We start from the raw sequence: 17,499 nt of genomic DNA on the forward strand, positions 1-17,499 counted from the left end.
AGCTGAATGTTTTACAACGGCTAACTCCCTTGTACCATCTGCATACTGGATACAAACATCATGCTTGGATGAAGCCCAATCTAATCCAATAAGAACGCTGAAATCATTTGTTCTAAACATAGTTACTCTCCCAACAGTTAACGTGTTAGATATGTCAGCTCAGTCTTTCGAAGAAAATATAGCGGCTATTCAAGATACAACCCCTGAGTATTCGTTTAAGACTGAGCGCACTCAGAACATCGAAAAAAAAGCGGTAAACATCGAATGTTGTTGTCTAAGATTCGTATGAACCGAGCACATATCCTAAAAACTAAATTATCGTTTATAGGATGCGAGTGACTATATCTTGTCTTGAGCGGACGTCGGAAATTCAATTGAAGAAGTTGCACTCTGCTACATCAGCCGCTTAAATACTAAAATTGAAAAAACAAAAAAGGCGAACCAACAGGTTCGCCTTTCAAATCAATAAAGCTCAAGCAGCAACGCTGCTAAACCAACACCTTATTCCTCAACATAACTCTCAATGTTAGGGCAAGAGCAGATCAGGTTTCGGTCGCCATATACATCATCAATACGGTTAACCGTTGGCCAGAATTTGTTTCTGTGTACTTCTGGCGCTGGGTACGCCGCTAGCATGCGGTCGTAACTGCGGTTCCAGTCGCTGTCACAGATGTCAGCTAGTGTGTGCGGTGCGTTGTGCAGCGGGTTGTCAGTGGCATCCCACTCGCCGCTTTCTACTTTCGCAATTTCTTGGCGAATGCTAACCATGGCGTTAATGAAACGGTCTAGTTCGTACTTCGCTTCCGACTCGGTTGGCTCAATCATAAGCGTACCCGCTACTGGGAAGCTCATGGTTGGCGCGTGGAAACCGTAGTCGTTTAAGCGCTTTGCAATATCTAGCTCGGTTACACCGCTTGCTTCTTTAAGCGGGCGAAGGTCAATAATACACTCGTGCGCTACGCGGCCATTGTTGCCTTTGTAAAGCACAGGGAAGTGCCCTTCTAGCTTTTTAGCCACATAGTTAGCGTTAAGAATAGCTACTTCAGTTGCACGGCGAAGGCCAGCGCTGCCCATCATTTTGATGTACATGTAGCTAATAGGCAGAATTGATGCACTGCCCCATGGCGCTGCCGATACTGCTCCACAGTCTTTGCCTGCTGTTTCTACATTAACAACTGTGTGGTTTGGTAGGAATGGCGCAAGGTGCGATTTAACACCAATTGGCCCCATACCTGGGCCGCCACCACCGTGTGGAATACAGAACGTTTTATGCAGGTTAAGGTGCGATACATCTGAACCAATGAAGCCAGGTGACGTGATGCCCACCTGCGCGTTCATGTTCGCGCCGTCCATGTAAACCTGACCGCCGTATTGGTGAACAATGTCACAAATCTCGCGCACGGTTTCTTCATACACACCGTGAGTTGACGGGTATGTGATCATGGCGCACGATAGGTTGTCGCCCACTTCTTCCGCTTTCTTGCGAAGGTCGTTAAGGTCTACGTTACCTTTGCTATCACAGGCTACTACTACCACTTTAAGGCTAACCATTTGTGCAGACGCTGGGTTAGTACCGTGGGCAGAGCTTGGAATTAGGCACACGTTTCTGTGACCTTCGCCACGGCTTTCATGGTAACGCTGAATAGCCAATAGGCCTGCGTATTCGCCTTGCGCACCTGAGTTTGGCTGCATTGAAAGCGCGTCGTAACCTGTTACGTTAATTAACCACTCGCTAAGCTCGGCAATCATTTCTTGATAGCCCGTAGCTTGGTCTAGTGGTGCAAACGGGTGAAGCTGACCGAATTCAGCCCATGTTACTGGGATCATCTCAGCCGTTGCGTTTAGCTTCATGGTGCACGAACCCAATGAAATCATTGAGTGGTTAAGCGCCAAGTCTTTGTTTTCAAGGCTCTTGATGTAACGAAGCATCTCTGTTTCAGAGTGATACTTGTTAAACACTTCGTGCGTTAGGAAGTCGCTAGTACGTGCTAAACCTTCAGGAATAGATTTTACGTCTTGCGTGGTTACTTCTGCATCCAGACCTTCCACTGTTAAGCCGTGCTCTTCACCAAGTAATACGTCGAATAGCGCAACAATGTCTTCGCGTGTTGTGGTTTCATCTAACGACACACCTACTGCACCTTCAAGGTCTGCACGCAGGTTCATGCCTTTTGCATAGGCTTTCTCTAGTACGTCTTCTTTGTTGCTTACCATTACGGTTAGCGTGTCGAAGTACGTGCTATGCTTAAGAGCTACACCTTTTTCTGCACCTTTCTGGTTCAAACCAGTAGCAAGAATGTCGGCGAAGCGGTGAATGCGCTCAGCAATGGTTTTAAGGCCTTGTGGGCCGTGGTACACCGCGTAGAAGCTTGCCATGTTGGCTAGCAGCACCTGCGCTGTACAAATGTTCGAGTTCGCTTTTTCACGGCGGATGTGTTGTTCACGGGTTTGTAGCGCCATGCGAAGCGCTGGGCGTCCGCGGCTGTCTTTACTTACACCAATAATACGGCCAGGTAATGAACGCTTGTAGCTGTCGCGTGTAGCGAAGAATGCTGCGTGCGGGCCGCCATAACCCATAGGTACGCCAAAGCGCTGTGCACTACCAAGTGCAACGTCTGCACCTAGCTCGCCAGGCGACTTAAGCATTACCAAGCTCATAAGGTCAGCGGCTACTGCCACAATCCCTTTTTTCGCTTGTACTGCAGCAATGATGTCGCTGATGTCTTTTACTTCACCGGTAGAGGTTGGGTATTGAAGTAGCGCACCGAATACGTCGTGTTCAGCTGCTTCTTCTGCCGCACCTTTGATGATTTCAAAACCAAACATTTCAGCGCGAGTTTCAACCACGTCAACCGTTTGCGGGTGAACGTCGTTTGCAACAAAGAAGGCATTCGATTTTTTGTTCTTAGACACACGCTTAGCAAGGCCCATGGCTTCTGCTGCCGCTGTACCTTCATCAAGCAGTGACGCCGATGCTAGCTCTAGGCCTGTAAGGTCAATGGTTACTTGTTGGAAGTTAAGAATGGCTTCCAAACGACCTTGAGCAATTTCTGGCTGGTAAGGCGTGTACGCGGTGTACCAACCTGGGTTTTCTAGCACGTTGCGCAGAATTACGTTTGGTACGTGTGTATCGTAGTAACCCATACCAATGAAAGAACGATTAATTTTATTCTTTTCTGCAACGGCTTTAAGCTCACTTAATGCTTCAACTTCTGTCGCCCCTTCACCACATTTTAGTGGCTCTGGTAGCGCAATACCTGCCGGTACAGTTTGCTCAATTAAATCGTCTAGTGAGCTTGCACCAACCGCAGACAGCATTTCTTCAATTTCGCCTTTACCCGGGCCAATGTGACGGCGGATAAATGTATCTTTTTGCTCTAGTTGAGCCAATGTAGGGGAAGTATTCGACATAACGTTGTTAAGCACTCGTAATGGTTGCCGCAAGGGCGCGTTAAATCTTTAAGTTAAAAAGGGGCTGAATTATCTTCATGCCCCTTCTCAAATTATGGTTCTTTTAAAACTGCGTAACGAATTACTCTTCGTCTATGCTGTTTTCGTAGCCTTCAGCGTCTAGTAGACCTTCTACTTCAGCCGCGTCGTCAGCTTTAATTTTGAATAGCCAACCGTCGCCGTACGGGTCAGAGTTAACGAGTTCTGGTGAATCTTCTAGGTCTTCGTTAATCGCTACAATTTCACCTGAAATTGGCGCGTAAACGTCAGACGCTGCTTTTACCGATTCAGCAACACATACGTCGTCGCCAGTGCTTACTGCGTCGCCAACATCTGGCAAATCAACGAAGACCATATCGCCAAGTAAGCCTTGTGCGTGCTCAGAAATACCTACAGTGAAAACACCGTCACCTTCAGGGCGAACCCATTCGTGCGTAGCGGCATAGCGTAAATCAGTTGGGATGTTGCTCATAATCGTTCCTGTTATTCTCTGTTAACTTATAAAACACTTTTTCCATTGCGAACAAAGGAGGGCTTAACCACTTTTACTGTAACCCACTTTTTGCGCATTTCCACTTCTACCGTTTCACCAACATCACTTGGTACTCGTGCCATCGCAATTGAGTGACCTAGAGTTGGAGAGAACGTACCTGAAGTGATAACGCCTTCGCCGCTTTCTGTTTTCACTTTAAGACCGTGACGCAGCACGCCTTTTTCAGTCATCACCAAGCCTACTAGCTTGTCGGTACCCGCTTCGCGCTGCGCTTCTAGTGCTTTACGCCCTACGAAGTCACGATCAGCTGGTTCCCATGTAATTGTCCAGCCCATGTTTGCCGCTAGTGGCGATACGGTTTCGTCCATATCTTGGCCGTACAGATTCATACCTGCTTCTAGGCGAAGTGTGTCGCGAGCACCTAGGCCGCATGGCTTAACGCCCGCATCTAGTAGTGCTTGCCAGAAGCTTTCCGCTTGTTCAGCCGGCACCATAATTTCGTAGCCTGCTTCACCGGTGTAACCTGTGGTAGCAATGAACAAGTCTTCTGCTTGTACACCAAAAAATGGCTTCATGCCTGCTACCGCTTCTTTTTGCGCTGCGCTGAACAAAGTGGCTGCTTTTTCTTTTGCGTTAGGGCCTTGTACGGCAATCATGGCAAATTCAGGGCGCTCGGTGATGGTTACGTCAAAGCCTTCTGCTTTGCTCATTAACCAGTTCATGTCTTTTTCGCGCGTTGCCGAGTTAACCACTAGGCGATAGTTAGTTTCGTCGAAGTGATAAACGATAAGGTCGTCTACAACACCGCCTTCTTCGTTAAGCATGCCGCTGTATAGCGCTTTGCCTTTGTCTTTTAATTTTGCCACGTCGTTGGCTAAAAGGTACTGAAGATACGCTTTGGCTTGTGTGCCTTTCACATCAACAATGGTCATGTGAGACACATCAAACATACCGGCGTCTTGACGCACAGCGTGATGCTCTTCAATTTGTGAACCATAGTTAATTGGCATATCCCAGCCGAAGAAATCGACCATTTTCGCACCGGCTTCTAGGTGCTTTGCGTGTAGGGCGGTGGTACTAGACATTCCACTTACTCTTTTTAATTTGAAAGGTAGAAAACGAAATTGAGTATAGTGAGCTAACGTTTATGCAACAAATTGGAAATTTTTATCAATACATTTAAAAAGCAAATGTATAATCATCCGAACATCAGAAAAACAAATACTCAAGGACTAAACACCGTCCTTTAGTAACGTCATTAAAATCCATTAACAAGCACAACTTGGTGCAAAATTCGCTTAGTAATGCTTATCTGTAATTGTTTGACTATTTTAGGGTACGTTAATGATAGTGTCTCAAGCCGACTACGATCGCTGGCAAGCCATGTATAGTGAGCGAAATAACGATGGTGTTTCAGGTGAAGCTGATAATGCATCTGAGGCAAACGAATATGCAGATGGGCACAACTTCGCCACCAAGGCGGCAATGAATGGCGAACAAGCTACCGCAACTGAAGAGCGCCCCAAGAGCTTTTTAGAAGAAGCTTTTGAGAGAGTGCTATTTAATAGGTTAGGCGTAGACCAAGAGAGAATGGACGAGCTCAAAGAGGAAATCGAAGAGACCAAAGATGCTATTGAAGCGCTTAACGAGCAAAAGCCACACAATGAAAGCCAGGAAAAACAGCTTGATGATTTACAAACAAAACTCGACAAATTAGAAGAGGCACTTAAGGCTTTACTTCGCCAGGCCAACGAGCGTGCAAATGAAGAGCGTACATTAGGACAGCAATCAAAATTACAGTCGGCTGGCGTCTATTTATCTATATCCCAATACAATGAATAAAACATTTGCAGGATAAAAACGCTAACGCGCGCTTTTAATCGAGGGTTTACAAGTCGAGTCTCTTATCACAACATCAAGAGAGAACCCTTTTGAATCAACAGCATGAATGTCATTAGTCTTCATCATTTCAATAACCATTGCTGCAGCGGTTGCTGCAATATCAAAGTTAGGCTGGTCAACTGTAGTAAGATGAGGCCACGTTTGCATGGCGAAGGGACTGTTTTCGAAACCAACAATCGAGATGTCTTCTGGAACTTTAAGGTTGTTAAGACGCGCCATAAATACAGCACCCGCGGCAATTTCATCATTACAAGCAAAAATGGCGGAAGGTCGATTCGACATGCCAAGCACTTGTTTGGCCATTTCCATACCAGATTCAAAGGTAAACTCCCCATCTATGATAAAATTTTTATCGAAGGGAAAATTTGCGACTTCGTGAGCCTTTTTAAAACCTTTTACTCGCCCTAAGCTAGACTCATGCGAGGCATTAAAACCTATAAAAGCAATATTTCTATGACCTAACCTCAGTAAATATTGCGTTATCTTAAATCCCGCATTTACGTCATCTATGTGTAAAACTGGGGCGAGTTTATCAGGCGGTTGCTCACCAGATAAGATCCTCACAACTTTAGCATCCCTACTGAGTAAAAATGTAACAAGCTCTTTATTTTCCGACAATGGCGGGGTGAGAATAATTCCGCCAATCTGATTTGAACCAATCATAGCCGCAAGCTCATTTCCTACATCATCAGAGGAAGAGTCGGTGGGGTGAATGACTAATTCAAACCCTTTTTTTCTGCATTCAGAAATAATGCCGTTCTGCATTTCAATCACATAATGGCTATTGGGATTATCATAAACAAACGCAAGAGAAAATGGCGCTTTACGCATAACCCTTGCTGTATGGTTTGGCTGATAGTTCAATTGCTTTATTGACTCAAGCACTTTTTCCTTTACCGATTTACTTACATTTGGCTCTTGATTAACCACTCGCGAAACCGTTTTAAACGATACTCCCGCTAGTTTCGCGACATCCTTAATAGTTGGTTTTTTCATTGAATTCTTTTTCGGTGAAAGGTATTGAGTGCTAAGGAGAATAAAGTGAAGCGCTTCTTTAAGCAAATCACCGGCTCTGCGTATTCGCATTACCGGCAAACCCAGATTTTTAATTATTTTAGAAAACAACATTGACAACGTTGACATAATTAAAGAAAAAGAGGTAGGGTTAAAAAACTGATTATAAAAAATGCTATGGGTCACTGTATTCATCTACATTTGCGTTATTAATGTGTATATCTCTTACAAACAAATTTTCATAAAGATTTAAGGTGGAACCTGTGACTCAGAATTACTTTGCCGGCATTGATGGCGGTGGCACTAAATGCAAAGCACGACTTGAAAATGCACAAGGCGAATTGCTGGGCGAAGGATTGTCAGGTCCATGCAACCCTGCTCAGTCAGCAGAAACCGCGTTCGCTTCAATAATCGAAGCTACGACACTGGCATTAGAGGCTGCCTCATTGCCAGCAATAAAAATGAGCGATCTTAATGTTTGTATGGGTCTTGCCGGTGTAAACGTTGCGCGTTATCGAGAAACAGCACAACGTTGGATCTTTCCATTTAAACGCACACACATAACCACCGATCTACACATTGCTTGTTTAGGCGCTCATGCAGGTCAAGACGGAGCAATTATAATAACCGGTACCGGTAGTTCAGCACTTGCTAGCGTAGGTGAAAATTTAGCTAGCATCGGCGGCCACGGCTTCCCCTTAGGCGATAAAGCGGGAGGCGCATGGCTTGGCCTGCGGGCGTTGCAATACACTCTTGAAGCTCTCGATTCATTGGTGCCCCCAACTCGACTCGTTGCAGATATTTGCGAAGCTCTAGGTACAGACGAACCTCAGGTAATTGTCGGTAAATCGCTGCATTACAAGTCGAGTGATTTCGGTAAGTTTGCGCCAATTGTTGTGAAATGTGCTAACGGCAGTGACCCCGTCGCTCTTAGTATTGTGAACGAAGGAAAGCAATACCTTACAGGTGTCATTTCACAACTAGAGGAACTCGGCGCTAAACGCATTTCAATGATTGGTGGCTTATCTTCGCAATGGGCTGAGTGGCTACCTGACAATATTCAACAACGTTTACAACCTGCGAAGTGTTCACCTGAATTTGGTGCAATTTCATTAATAAAAGACCTGGTAAAGGAGTGTTAATATGGCTTATGTGACCAAAATGGCGTCTGAAGCAGCAGAAACGCCGCAAGTGCTGAAACGACAACTAAACAACAATAGCCATATATATAACAAATTATCTGAAGCGATAGAAAAGCACGATCCAGAATTTGTGTATATTATTGGCCGCGGTACCTCAGACCATGCCGGCGTGTTTGGAAAATACCTGATTGAAACTGAAATGGGACTGCCCGTTGCTTCTGCCGCGCCATCGGTAAACAGTGTTTTCGGCAAGTCTCTTCGATTAAATAGAGCCTTGGTTTTTATCATTTCTCAATCGGGCAGAAGCCCAGATATACTTGCACAAGCCAAAATGGCAAAGGAAAAAGGTGCGCTGTGTGTTGCGCTGGTAAATGATGAGTCATCACCAGTTAAAGATATTGTAGATATATCTATACCACTTTGTGCCGGGCCAGAAATTGCCGTTGCCGCCACCAAAAGCTATCTTGCAACGTTGTATGCATTGTTAAGCATTGTTGCAAACTTCACTAAACGCAGCGATCTTCACGAAGCTTTACTTGCCCTACCTACACAATTAGAGTCGGTAATAAGTTCCCCCTTCATACTTACCGCAGAGCACTTGGCTCCGCTTGAGCGATGCGTTGTACTAGGCCGCGCTTTCGGTTACGCCATATCCAGAGAAATAGCGCTTAAAATGAAAGAAGTCTGTGGAATACAAGCTGAGGCTTTCAGTAGCGCGGAATTTCTACACGGGCCCATATCCCTTCTAAACCGCAAAACAGCGGTTATCGATGCCCATATTCCTGACGCATCAAGTAGCGTGCATAAGTCACAAATTGAAGAAGTGATCCTTAGAGGAGCACAAGTTTTCCCTTTATTTGAGGTACCATTGGATGTGCATCCTCTCACATCGGCGCTCATCATTATGCAACGTTTTTACTTAGATATTGAAAAAGCTGCGCGCGAGATGGATATGGACCCAGACAGCCCTATCGGACTTAAAAAAGTAACGGAAACTCTCTAGCAATGAAATATTATTTTGCCAAACTCCTGTTTGACGGCTTTTCATTTCATTCAAACGTGCGTTTTGAAGTGATTAACAACCGAGTGACCGCTTTCTGCTCAGACAGTGAAGATAATAGCAATGCTGAGGTCATCCATGAGCTAGTCATACCCGCTATGGTAGATGTTCAGGTAAACGGTGGAGGCGGCGTTCAGTTTAACGAAACGCCTACACTGTCTACGCTTCAGCAAATGGCAGAAGCCTTCTTAAAAGTGGGTACGGGCAGCTTAATGCCAACCATTATCACTGACGATATCGACATTATGAATAAAGGCGCTGATGCTATAGCGTTAGGTCACAAATGGGATCCAGGTGCTATCCCGGGTGTCCACTTCGAAGGGCCTCATCTCAGCATAACCAAAAAGGGCATGCATAGTTCAAAGCACATCCGATCACTTAGCGACAAAGAACTGGCTTTATTTACTCGAAATGATCTTGGTAAAGTGATTGTCACGCTAGCACCAGAAGCGGTCTCGCCCTCAGATATTGAGACGCTAAGCAATGCAGGCGTAATTGTGTCTATAGGCCACACGAACGCCACTTCCCAAGACTGCTTTGCCGCTTTTGATGCGGGCGCTACCGGAGCTACACATCTTTTCAATGCCATGTCACCGTTTACCAGCAGAGAGCCTGGTGTGGTTGGGGCCTCACTTTATAGAGATGACGTCTACTGCGGGTTAATTGTTGACCATCATCACGTTCATCCTGTGTCAGCAAAGCTAGCGATAAAGCTTAAAGGTGATGATCGCTTGATGCTGGTAACAGATGCTATGGCACCGGCAGCGAGTGACGTCGACCACTTCGTGTATCAAGGCGTTAAAGTCATGCGTAAACATGATACCTTGCGTCTTGATGACGGTACGTTAGCTGGTTCGCTATTAACGATGGAAAAAGCCATCCAGCATACACATTTCGACCTGAGCATTGACCTGCTCGCCACGCTTCGAATGGCAACATCGACTCCCGCTGCGTTCATTGATAGCGAAGCGAATATTGGAACGCTGCGCGTAGGCTCTATCGCCAATTTCATAACGTTAAATAAGGATTTAAAAGTGACACGCTGTTGGCGCAACGGCGAGCTCGTCCGGTAGGTATACAGCTAATATGCAAAGCCCGTTATTCTTTTGAACAACGGGTAATACGACTCATAAAAATTTAAATACTAAGTAAGCAATACAGTGAAATAAAAACATTATAAGAAGGAAACGTGATGCAAAGTGCAGTTAAATCCCCCCCGTCGACGATACTCCCTATGACAATAATCGGCACATTGTTTTTCGTTTTTGGTTTTATCACATGGTTAAATGGAGCACTCATCCCCTTCTTGCAAATTGTTTGCAATTTGAACGGAACAGAGGCACTGCTGATCGCGTTTAGTTTTTATATCGCATATGTTGTTATGGCACTTCCTATGTCATTCGTGCTCAATAAATTGGGCTATAAAAACGCCATGACTTTCGGGCTTTTATTAATTGCTGCAGGGTGCTGTTTATTTGTTCCTGCCGCTAAAACGCAAACATTCATATTATTCATTACAGCTCAGTTCGTCGTCGGTTCTGGGTTAACTATCTTACAAACCGCATCAAATCCATATTTAGTAAAAATTGGGCCGTCAGAAAGTGCGGCAGCAAGAATATCAATTATGGGACTACTGAATAAAGGAGCAGGTTGGCTCGCACCTATGGTGTTTATTGCTCTTGTACTCGGAGACTTATCAGGTATCACCGAACAAAGTATCGCTGCATTGCAAGAAGCTGATCGTAGTGCACAAATACAGCAATTAGCGCAAAGCCTTGTATTGCCCTACTTAGGCATGGCCGCAGCGTTAGTATTGCTTGCAGTTGCGCTAAGTTTTTCTGGCTTGCCTGAACTGGACCTAGATGTTGAGGATAAAAAACTCGCTGAATACGGAAAAGGTAAAGACTCAGTATTACAATTCCCTCAGCTAGTATTGGGTGTGATAGCGCTTTTTTGTTATGTGGGCGTAGAAGTTATCGCCGGAGATACCATTGGCCTAGCGGGCTCACAACTTGGCATTCCGGGAGCAATAGGGCTCACTTCATATACCATGTTTTTTATGGTGATTGGGTATAGCCTTGGTTTAGCGCTTGTGCCCCGAGTTTGCACTCAGCACCAATTACTCACTCTCTCTTCAGGTTTAGGTATTGTTTTGTCAATCGGTATACCGTTCACTAACGCTGAAAGCCACGTCTTTGCAAGTGTTCTGTGGGGTTGGACAGGTATTGCAACGCTTCCTGATCCTATTACTCTTATTGCACTTTTGGGACTTGCCAACGCCATTGTTTGGCCTGCAGTTTGGCCTCTAGCATTAGAAGGGCTAGGTAAATTCACCGCACGCGGTTCTGCACTCTTAATAATGGGGATAGCTGGAGGAGCAATTATTCCGTTAATCTTCGGATTTGCGACTGACCACTTCGGCGTTTTAAACGCGTATTGGACAACGATACCTTGCTATGCTTTTATCCTTTTCTACGCGTTGAAAGGGTGGCGTCTAAGAGAATGGTAATTTAGACGACCACTTTGTAGGTTTACCATACGCATAAGTGGTATTCTTGAAAGACATGTTGAATAACGGTGAAATCGGAACCCATCTTTGACAATGAAACAGCTTTCATTAGATACCTTGCGCACCTTTGTTAGCGTTATCGAGCTTGGGGGCTACGCAAAGGCGGGCGACTTTTTAGGTCGCTCTCAGCCTGCTATAAGCTTACAAATTAAGAAGCTAGAGTCACAATTAGACCGAAAGCTGTTCACCAAGGTAGGTCAGCGCCACGTACCTAGCGCCGACGGCAACTGGCTTTACCCAAAAGCCAAAGAGCTACTAGAGCTTAACGATAACATCTTTAGAAGCCTTACTCCTGCGCCACTTAGCGGAAGATTGCGCTTAGGTATTCCCAATGAATTTGCCTCTACGCTACTGCCGGGCTTAATTGGAGAATTTTCAAAGCGCTATCCAGATGTATCTCTTGAAGTGACATCTGCTTTAAGTCGTGATTTGCTGCACCCGTCACAACGCGATCATTTCGATTTGATATTGGCGTTGGTAAATCCTGGCGAACAAACAGAGGGCGAAGTGGTGTTAGAAGATGACGTGGTTTGGGTTGGCGACACCGCTCACCCCTTGATTGGGACCAATATTCCTTTGGTACTTGCGCCTGATGGATGCATGTACAGAAGCAGAGTAATTGAACAACTAAAGCAGCAAACGTTTGCGTGGAAAATTAGCTACACCAATGCAGACTTAGGCGGTCTGGTTGCTGCTATCCAGCAAGGGCTTGGCGTGACGGCGTTGGCTAAATCGAGCTTACCGGCTAATCTAGCAGTGCTAAACCACCCGCACTTACCCAAGTTGGGTAAGGTGAATATTTGCCTGTTTAATCAAGATACACAGCACCCTGTGATCAGCAAAACCCTCGCAGAGTTCTTCAAAGTACGGCTAACCCAGTAATAAAGGGGTCAGAGTACTTTTCCGCCCCACCGGTTTTATTTTAATTAACGTTAGCCATCATTTGTAATGGTGTCAATAATCTCATTTAGTACGGTTTCTGCTTTACTCGTTTCCACCTGACAAGTACCCGCGTTCATGTGGCCGCCACCGCCATACTTCAAACATAACTCACCCACGTTAGTGTTAGAGGTGCGGTTGGTAATTGACTTTCCAATTGCAAACACCACGTTTTGCTTTTTAAGCCCCCACATCTTGTGAATAGAAATATTGCAGTCTGGGTACATGGCGTAAATCACAAAACGATTAGTCGCGTAAATAGTTTCTTGGTCGGTTAAGTCGAGAACAACCAAGTTGTCGTGCACGGTTGAGCACTTCGCTATCTGCACCTTCGCCATTTCGTTATGTTCGTGATACAAGCTAACGCGTTCCGCCACATCTTCCATTTGAAGTATTTCTTCAATACTGTAGTCTTTACACGCATCTATTAGCTTCATCATTAACTGATAGTTAGAGATCTTAAAATCTCTGAATCTGCCAAGCCCAGTTCGCGCATCCATGACGAAATTCATGAGCACCCAGTCGGTAGGCTCTAAGATCTCTTCTTCAGTAAACTGTGCAGAGTCACCTTTATCTACCGCCTCCATCATTTCCTCCGAAACATAAGGAAACTTTTCTGCACCACCGTAGTAATCGTATACTACGCGTGCAGCAGACGGCGCTTTCGGATCGATAATATGATTATCAATGTCACCAGAATTACGCACTGTCTCGCTCAGGTGATGGTCGAACGCAAGGTGACAACCTGCTACGTAAGGCAGATTGGTTGTGATATCGTTTTCGGTAATATCAATTTTACCGTCTTGCATGTCTTTCGGATGAACAAACAAAATGTCGTCAATCATATTTAATTCTTTGAGCAAGACGGCACATACCAAACCATCAAAATCACTTCGTGTAACTAATCTAAACTTTCGCTCTGACATCACTTAATTCCTTTGATAACTAGTTTTAAATAAGTGTAACAGCTCGCTAAATTTTTGAGAGATTACCTATATAAATTTTAATTACAAAGTCATAGAACGCGACACAAGTATGACTAACGACCAGATTACTCAACTGTTTATTTGTATTACTAATCGTTAAAGTTATCAGAAAACCAGCGACTGACCTTGTATTGCAAGTGTAAAGTCAAAACCTATTCTGTTAGCCTGCTCTAGCTCTTTTGATATGACAGAACGTGGGTTTTCCCCTGCTTTCAAGCTGTACTTGATATGACTTATCACGATGTTTATGTTTGGAACCTGACTTTTGTCTTCGATTAGATTGTAAAAGCGAGTGAGTTCTTGTATTAACCACTTGGGCGTAAGATGGCCAAACAACAAGTTATCAGGGCGACCGTTAGCAAACGAAACTTCAATAACCATACCTCTTAGTATCTTGCTTCGCATTTGCTGCGCGAGATAGCGCCATATTACCCCCAACTTTCCTTCTTTTTCGACATCATCCGGACCGGTGTCACCGAAATAGACAAATATATCGTTGTCGCTTTCAATAACGAACGCCGTCGACTCTAAGGGGTGGCTTAAACTAAAAGCTGTTACCGTTAAATTAGTGCCTTCGATGGCAGTGGTATGTTGCGGTTCCAGGTCGATAACATCGTATTTGTTGAGCCTTGGTTCTAAACCTCGATTCGTAAAGTTTGCCCATGCCTGCCAATTAAAGTAAGTCGCCCCCATTGTGTCGTTTACTGACTTTAAGGCATAGATGGGTTTATTGTTATCATCTGGTGAAGCAACGAGTAACCCTGCTACATGGTCTAGGTGACCATGGCTAATCAAGTATGCAGCAACGTGATTATGCAGTACATTGCCGTTAGCTCGCAGGTTATCGTCGGGCTTGCTTTTTAAATTATCAAAAGCCCCTTCTTTCAACGCAACATCAATACCATTAACTATGCTACCTGCGTCTAGGGCAATATAGCGTTCCTCTTCTAAACTTCGTAGTAGAAATGCGCTCAAATTGCCGTCTTTAATTCCGCCCGTATCACCTAAGGTAACAAGTTGAAATGCAGGTTCTACGCTGCTTTTGCTTGCTTCAATGGCAGTGTTATATTCTGTCTCACTGTTATTTATGGAAACAGTGCTGCAGGCGCTCAGCGCCGAGAAAATCAAAAAACCGAATATATATTTCAAAACTTCTTTATCCCATTAAAAATTGCTGTTTCTTAGCTTTTGAAAGCTGGGCAAAAAATAAATTACAGAACATCACGCCCACATCACCATAATAGCGGCAACACTAATGAAGAGCAGCCCAATAATTTCGCGTCTTGTCACTGCGTTTTTTAGCCAGTAATGTGAGAGTACTAGGGTGAGCAACACTTCTAGTTGTCCAAGCGTTTTCACCAGCGCCACATGCTGTAGCGCCATGGCAGTGAACCAGCATATAGAGCCTATGCAGCTAACTGTGCTTATCGCTATCACCTGTTTTCTAGCGTTGACTAACTGTCTTAACACGAAGGGTGTGGTTAGCACAATATAGCCACTTAAACTTATGGCTTGCACACATAGCACCCACAGTAAAACCCAGGCTGCGGCTACTGTATGCTGAATGTTGAGCGTGTGACTGGCTTCGCGCACCAACAGTGAAGTCAGCGCAAAGCAGGTACCGCAAGCAAGACCAATGGCCATTGTTTTCACACTAATACCATGAAGCCGGTTGCCGCTGCTTAGCACGAATACAGCTATTCCGCCTATGACTATGCCAGCCCATCCAAGGGGTGTTAAGTAACTACCAAAAAAGAGCATACCGACTACACCGGCCACCAAGGCCTCACTTTTCGCAAGGCCAGCCCCAATGGCGAAATTCTTCTGCTTAAACAAAATCACCATTAAAGAAGTGGCTGCTATTTGAAGTAGCGATGCAAACAGCACGACTACCATGAAAGAGCCTGAGAATTGAGGCAGCTGACTGTCAGTACCATTATAAAGGATGAGCAGATAGACAAGGGCAATTGGCGGGGCCAAGATAAATCGAGATAGCGTTACCCCAGAGGTATCCACTGTGTCGCTCAGTTTGCTCTGTAGCGCATTGCGCACAGTTTGCATGACAACCGCGCCCAATGTAAATAAAATCCAACTCATTAGCGTCGCATTACTTTGAAAGTTGTATTCTAACCTGCCGTTTAGCGTGTTTTATTCAACGTTATTTTCGCTACCAGATAACGACTGTAAACGCTTAGCTTTGAAGTCACTTTCGCGCTTCCAATAAGGCCATACATCTCCTTCAGCATAATAAGTAAGCATGCTCCCAATCAGCGACAGGTCTTGTTTCACTCCACCTAATGTCCAACTTGGAAGGTAATCGTCGTCGGCTTTATGGTAGCGCTTTGCAATAAAACTTGGGTCGGTATCGCCCAAACTCATAAACAAAATAGAAGGCACACCTTGTTTGGCAAGCGCGAAGTGATCAGAGCGGAAGAACAATCCATTTTGAGGTCGCGGATCCATTTTGACGTTTCGCCCTTGTAGTGCGGCAGCTGTTGCTAAATCGTCTTCAATAGATAAATAGCCTTCGCCATACTGCAAAATATAATCAACGCCACCGTTTACATTCATGCCGTCGATATTTAAAAAGGCCACCATGTTTGACGTAGGTACTGGTGGGTTATTGGCAAAATAATCGGCACCTAGTAGCCCCGTTTCCTCGGCGGTAAACGCACTGAACATCAGTGTGCGCGCAAAGCCCTCTTCGCGTTTTGAAAGCGCATCTGCCAATGTAAGCACACCTGCTACGCCGGACGCGTTGTCTACTGCGCCATTGTAAATAGTGGTTTGGCCGTTTTTCTCAACTTTTCCTAAGTGATCCCAGTGAGCGTGAAGCATGACCCACTCTTCTGGCTTATCTGTACCTTCTAAAATACCAGCAACGTTTTGCGACTCGGCGCGCTCTATCGTATTGGTGAAACTCAACGATGCTTTTGTGTTCAGCGCGATGGGGATAAATCCTGGCTTTGAAGCTTTGTTTTTAAGCTCGCCATAGTCCATAGCCACCTTTTCAAATAGCTGTCTGGCGGCATTTAGATGAAGCCAACCCATTATGCCTACTTGTGACGAATTGTTGTGGTCATCGACTAAACTGAATTTGGAATTGGAGTTTGAGTTTTCGACTACGCCCCACCCGTAACCCGCAGGCATGGTTTCATGAATAATGAAAACCGCTTCCGCCCCCTGCCTAGCAGCCTCTTCATATTTGTATGTCCAACGGCCGTAATAGGTCATTGCGTTGCCCTGAAAAAGATCTGGATCTTTAGAAGCAAAACCCGGGTCGTTTACCAGCATTACAACGGTTTTACCCTTAACATCGAGACCGGCGTAATCATTCCAATTGTACTCTGGGGCATTAATGCCATAGCCTACAAAAATTACGTCACTGTTGGTAAGTGAGTAGTCATTAACAATCCGCTGCGTACGAGCGGTAAATTCGCTACCTGCGCTAAAGTTGAGGTCGCCTATGGTCAATGATGAAATATTATTAGGTGTTATTTGGGCTAAAGGCACAGCTTGCGTGTAGCTATCGCCAAAGGCTGGCTTAAGGCCTAAATTCTTGTATTGGGTTACCAAATAATCTACGGTTTTTTCTTCCCCTTTCGATAACGGCCCGCGCCCTTCAAATTCATCACTTGCTAGCGTTCTAACGTGCTGACGATAAACGTCTAAATCGATAGAAACGTTTTTCAGCGTCATCTTGTCGCTGTTTGCTGACGCCAAGGATTCAACTGGGGCTAAGTTAGACGCAGGTACTTCGGCATTCGCCGAGTCAATGGATAAAGTAGTGGTGAGTAAAGAGGCAGCGCATGCAAAGGAGAAAGCGCGATAAGGTCTGCAAAGGTAAGTAAACATAAGCCATTGGTACAATTTAAAAAGAGTGCCAAAGAGTATCCTGTACCGCTGACTATCTCAACGCCGAAGCGACTAAACCACAAGAATGG

14 protein-coding genes are annotated in these 17,499 nt (G+C 45.0%); 6 read left to right on the forward strand and 8 right to left on the reverse strand.

Annotation, left to right across the window (positions count from 1 at the left end; translation table 11 throughout):
* Positions 1–501: 501 nt before the first annotated feature.
* From gcvP to gcvT, 3 genes are all read right to left on the reverse strand, one after another.
* Positions 502–3,411: an aminomethyl-transferring glycine dehydrogenase gene (gene gcvP, locus V7R42_RS08740; protein WP_334019794.1), complete on the reverse strand. Its 2,910-nt coding sequence runs from the start codon at positions 3,409–3,411 to the stop codon at positions 502–504.
* Positions 3,412–3,532: 121 nt separating this feature from the next.
* Complete coding sequence (gcvH, locus tag V7R42_RS08745) at positions 3,533–3,922, reverse strand: glycine cleavage system protein GcvH (protein ID WP_014950360.1); 390 nt, start codon at positions 3,920–3,922, stop codon at positions 3,533–3,535.
* A gap of 26 nt (positions 3,923–3,948) precedes the next feature.
* Positions 3,949–5,028 carry a glycine cleavage system aminomethyltransferase GcvT gene (gene gcvT / locus V7R42_RS08750; protein ID WP_334019795.1) on the reverse strand — a complete coding sequence of 360 codons (1,080 nt, stop codon included), beginning with the start codon at positions 5,026–5,028 and terminating at the stop codon, positions 3,949–3,951.
* Positions 5,029–5,287: 259 nt separating this feature from the next.
* Between gcvT and V7R42_RS08755 the strand changes: the two genes are divergently transcribed.
* Positions 5,288–5,785 (forward strand): hypothetical protein, encoded by a 498-nt coding sequence (locus V7R42_RS08755; RefSeq protein ID WP_334019797.1) that lies wholly within the window; start codon positions 5,288–5,290, stop codon positions 5,783–5,785.
* A gap of 21 nt (positions 5,786–5,806) precedes the next feature.
* On the opposite strand, the gene V7R42_RS08760 is transcribed toward V7R42_RS08755, so the two are convergent.
* Positions 5,807–6,841, reverse strand: coding sequence for a LacI family DNA-binding transcriptional regulator (locus tag V7R42_RS08760; protein WP_334019798.1), 1,035 nt, complete (start codon positions 6,839–6,841; stop codon positions 5,807–5,809).
* A gap of 281 nt (positions 6,842–7,122) precedes the next feature.
* On the opposite strand from V7R42_RS08760, the gene V7R42_RS08765 reads away from it, so the two are divergent.
* From V7R42_RS08765 to V7R42_RS08785, 5 genes are all read left to right on the forward strand, one after another.
* Positions 7,123–8,001: a BadF/BadG/BcrA/BcrD ATPase family protein gene (locus tag V7R42_RS08765; RefSeq protein ID WP_334019799.1), complete on the forward strand. Its 879-nt coding sequence runs from the start codon at positions 7,123–7,125 to the stop codon at positions 7,999–8,001.
* Position 8,002: 1 nt separating this feature from the next.
* Entirely contained in the window at positions 8,003–9,004 is a 1,002-nt protein-coding gene (gene nagB-II / locus V7R42_RS08770; RefSeq protein ID WP_334019800.1) for a glucosamine-6-phosphate deaminase NagB-II, read from the forward strand.
* Between the two features lie 2 nt (positions 9,005–9,006).
* A complete protein-coding gene (nagA, locus tag V7R42_RS08775; protein ID WP_334019801.1) occupies positions 9,007–10,134 on the forward strand; it encodes an N-acetylglucosamine-6-phosphate deacetylase in 1,128 nt (375 codons plus the stop codon).
* Between the two features lie 119 nt (positions 10,135–10,253).
* Positions 10,254–11,570 carry a sugar MFS transporter gene (locus V7R42_RS08780; protein WP_334019802.1) on the forward strand — a complete coding sequence of 439 codons (1,317 nt, stop codon included), beginning with the start codon at positions 10,254–10,256 and terminating at the stop codon, positions 11,568–11,570.
* Between the two features lie 93 nt (positions 11,571–11,663).
* Positions 11,664–12,512 carry a LysR family transcriptional regulator gene (locus V7R42_RS08785; RefSeq protein WP_334019803.1) on the forward strand — a complete coding sequence of 283 codons (849 nt, stop codon included), beginning with the start codon at positions 11,664–11,666 and terminating at the stop codon, positions 12,510–12,512.
* Between the two features lie 50 nt (positions 12,513–12,562).
* On the opposite strand, the gene V7R42_RS08790 is transcribed toward V7R42_RS08785, so the two are convergent.
* From V7R42_RS08790 to V7R42_RS08805, 4 genes are all read right to left on the reverse strand, one after another.
* A complete protein-coding gene (locus V7R42_RS08790; RefSeq protein WP_334019804.1) occupies positions 12,563–13,495 on the reverse strand; it encodes an exopolyphosphatase in 933 nt (310 codons plus the stop codon).
* A gap of 165 nt (positions 13,496–13,660) precedes the next feature.
* On the reverse strand, positions 13,661–14,704 hold the full coding sequence (locus V7R42_RS08795) for a 3',5'-cyclic-nucleotide phosphodiesterase (RefSeq protein ID WP_334019805.1): 1,044 nt from the start codon (positions 14,702–14,704) through the stop codon (positions 13,661–13,663).
* Between the two features lie 72 nt (positions 14,705–14,776).
* Positions 14,777–15,652 (reverse strand): EamA family transporter, encoded by an 876-nt coding sequence (locus tag V7R42_RS08800; protein ID WP_334019806.1) that lies wholly within the window; start codon positions 15,650–15,652, stop codon positions 14,777–14,779.
* Positions 15,653–15,703: 51 nt separating this feature from the next.
* Positions 15,704–17,254: a M28 family metallopeptidase gene (locus V7R42_RS08805; protein ID WP_334020135.1), complete on the reverse strand. Its 1,551-nt coding sequence runs from the start codon at positions 17,252–17,254 to the stop codon at positions 15,704–15,706.
* Positions 17,255–17,499: the final 245 nt, after the last annotated feature.

The organism is Alteromonas sp. S015 (assembly GCF_036864485.1).
GTDB lineage: Bacteria > Pseudomonadota > Gammaproteobacteria > Enterobacterales > Alteromonadaceae > Alteromonas.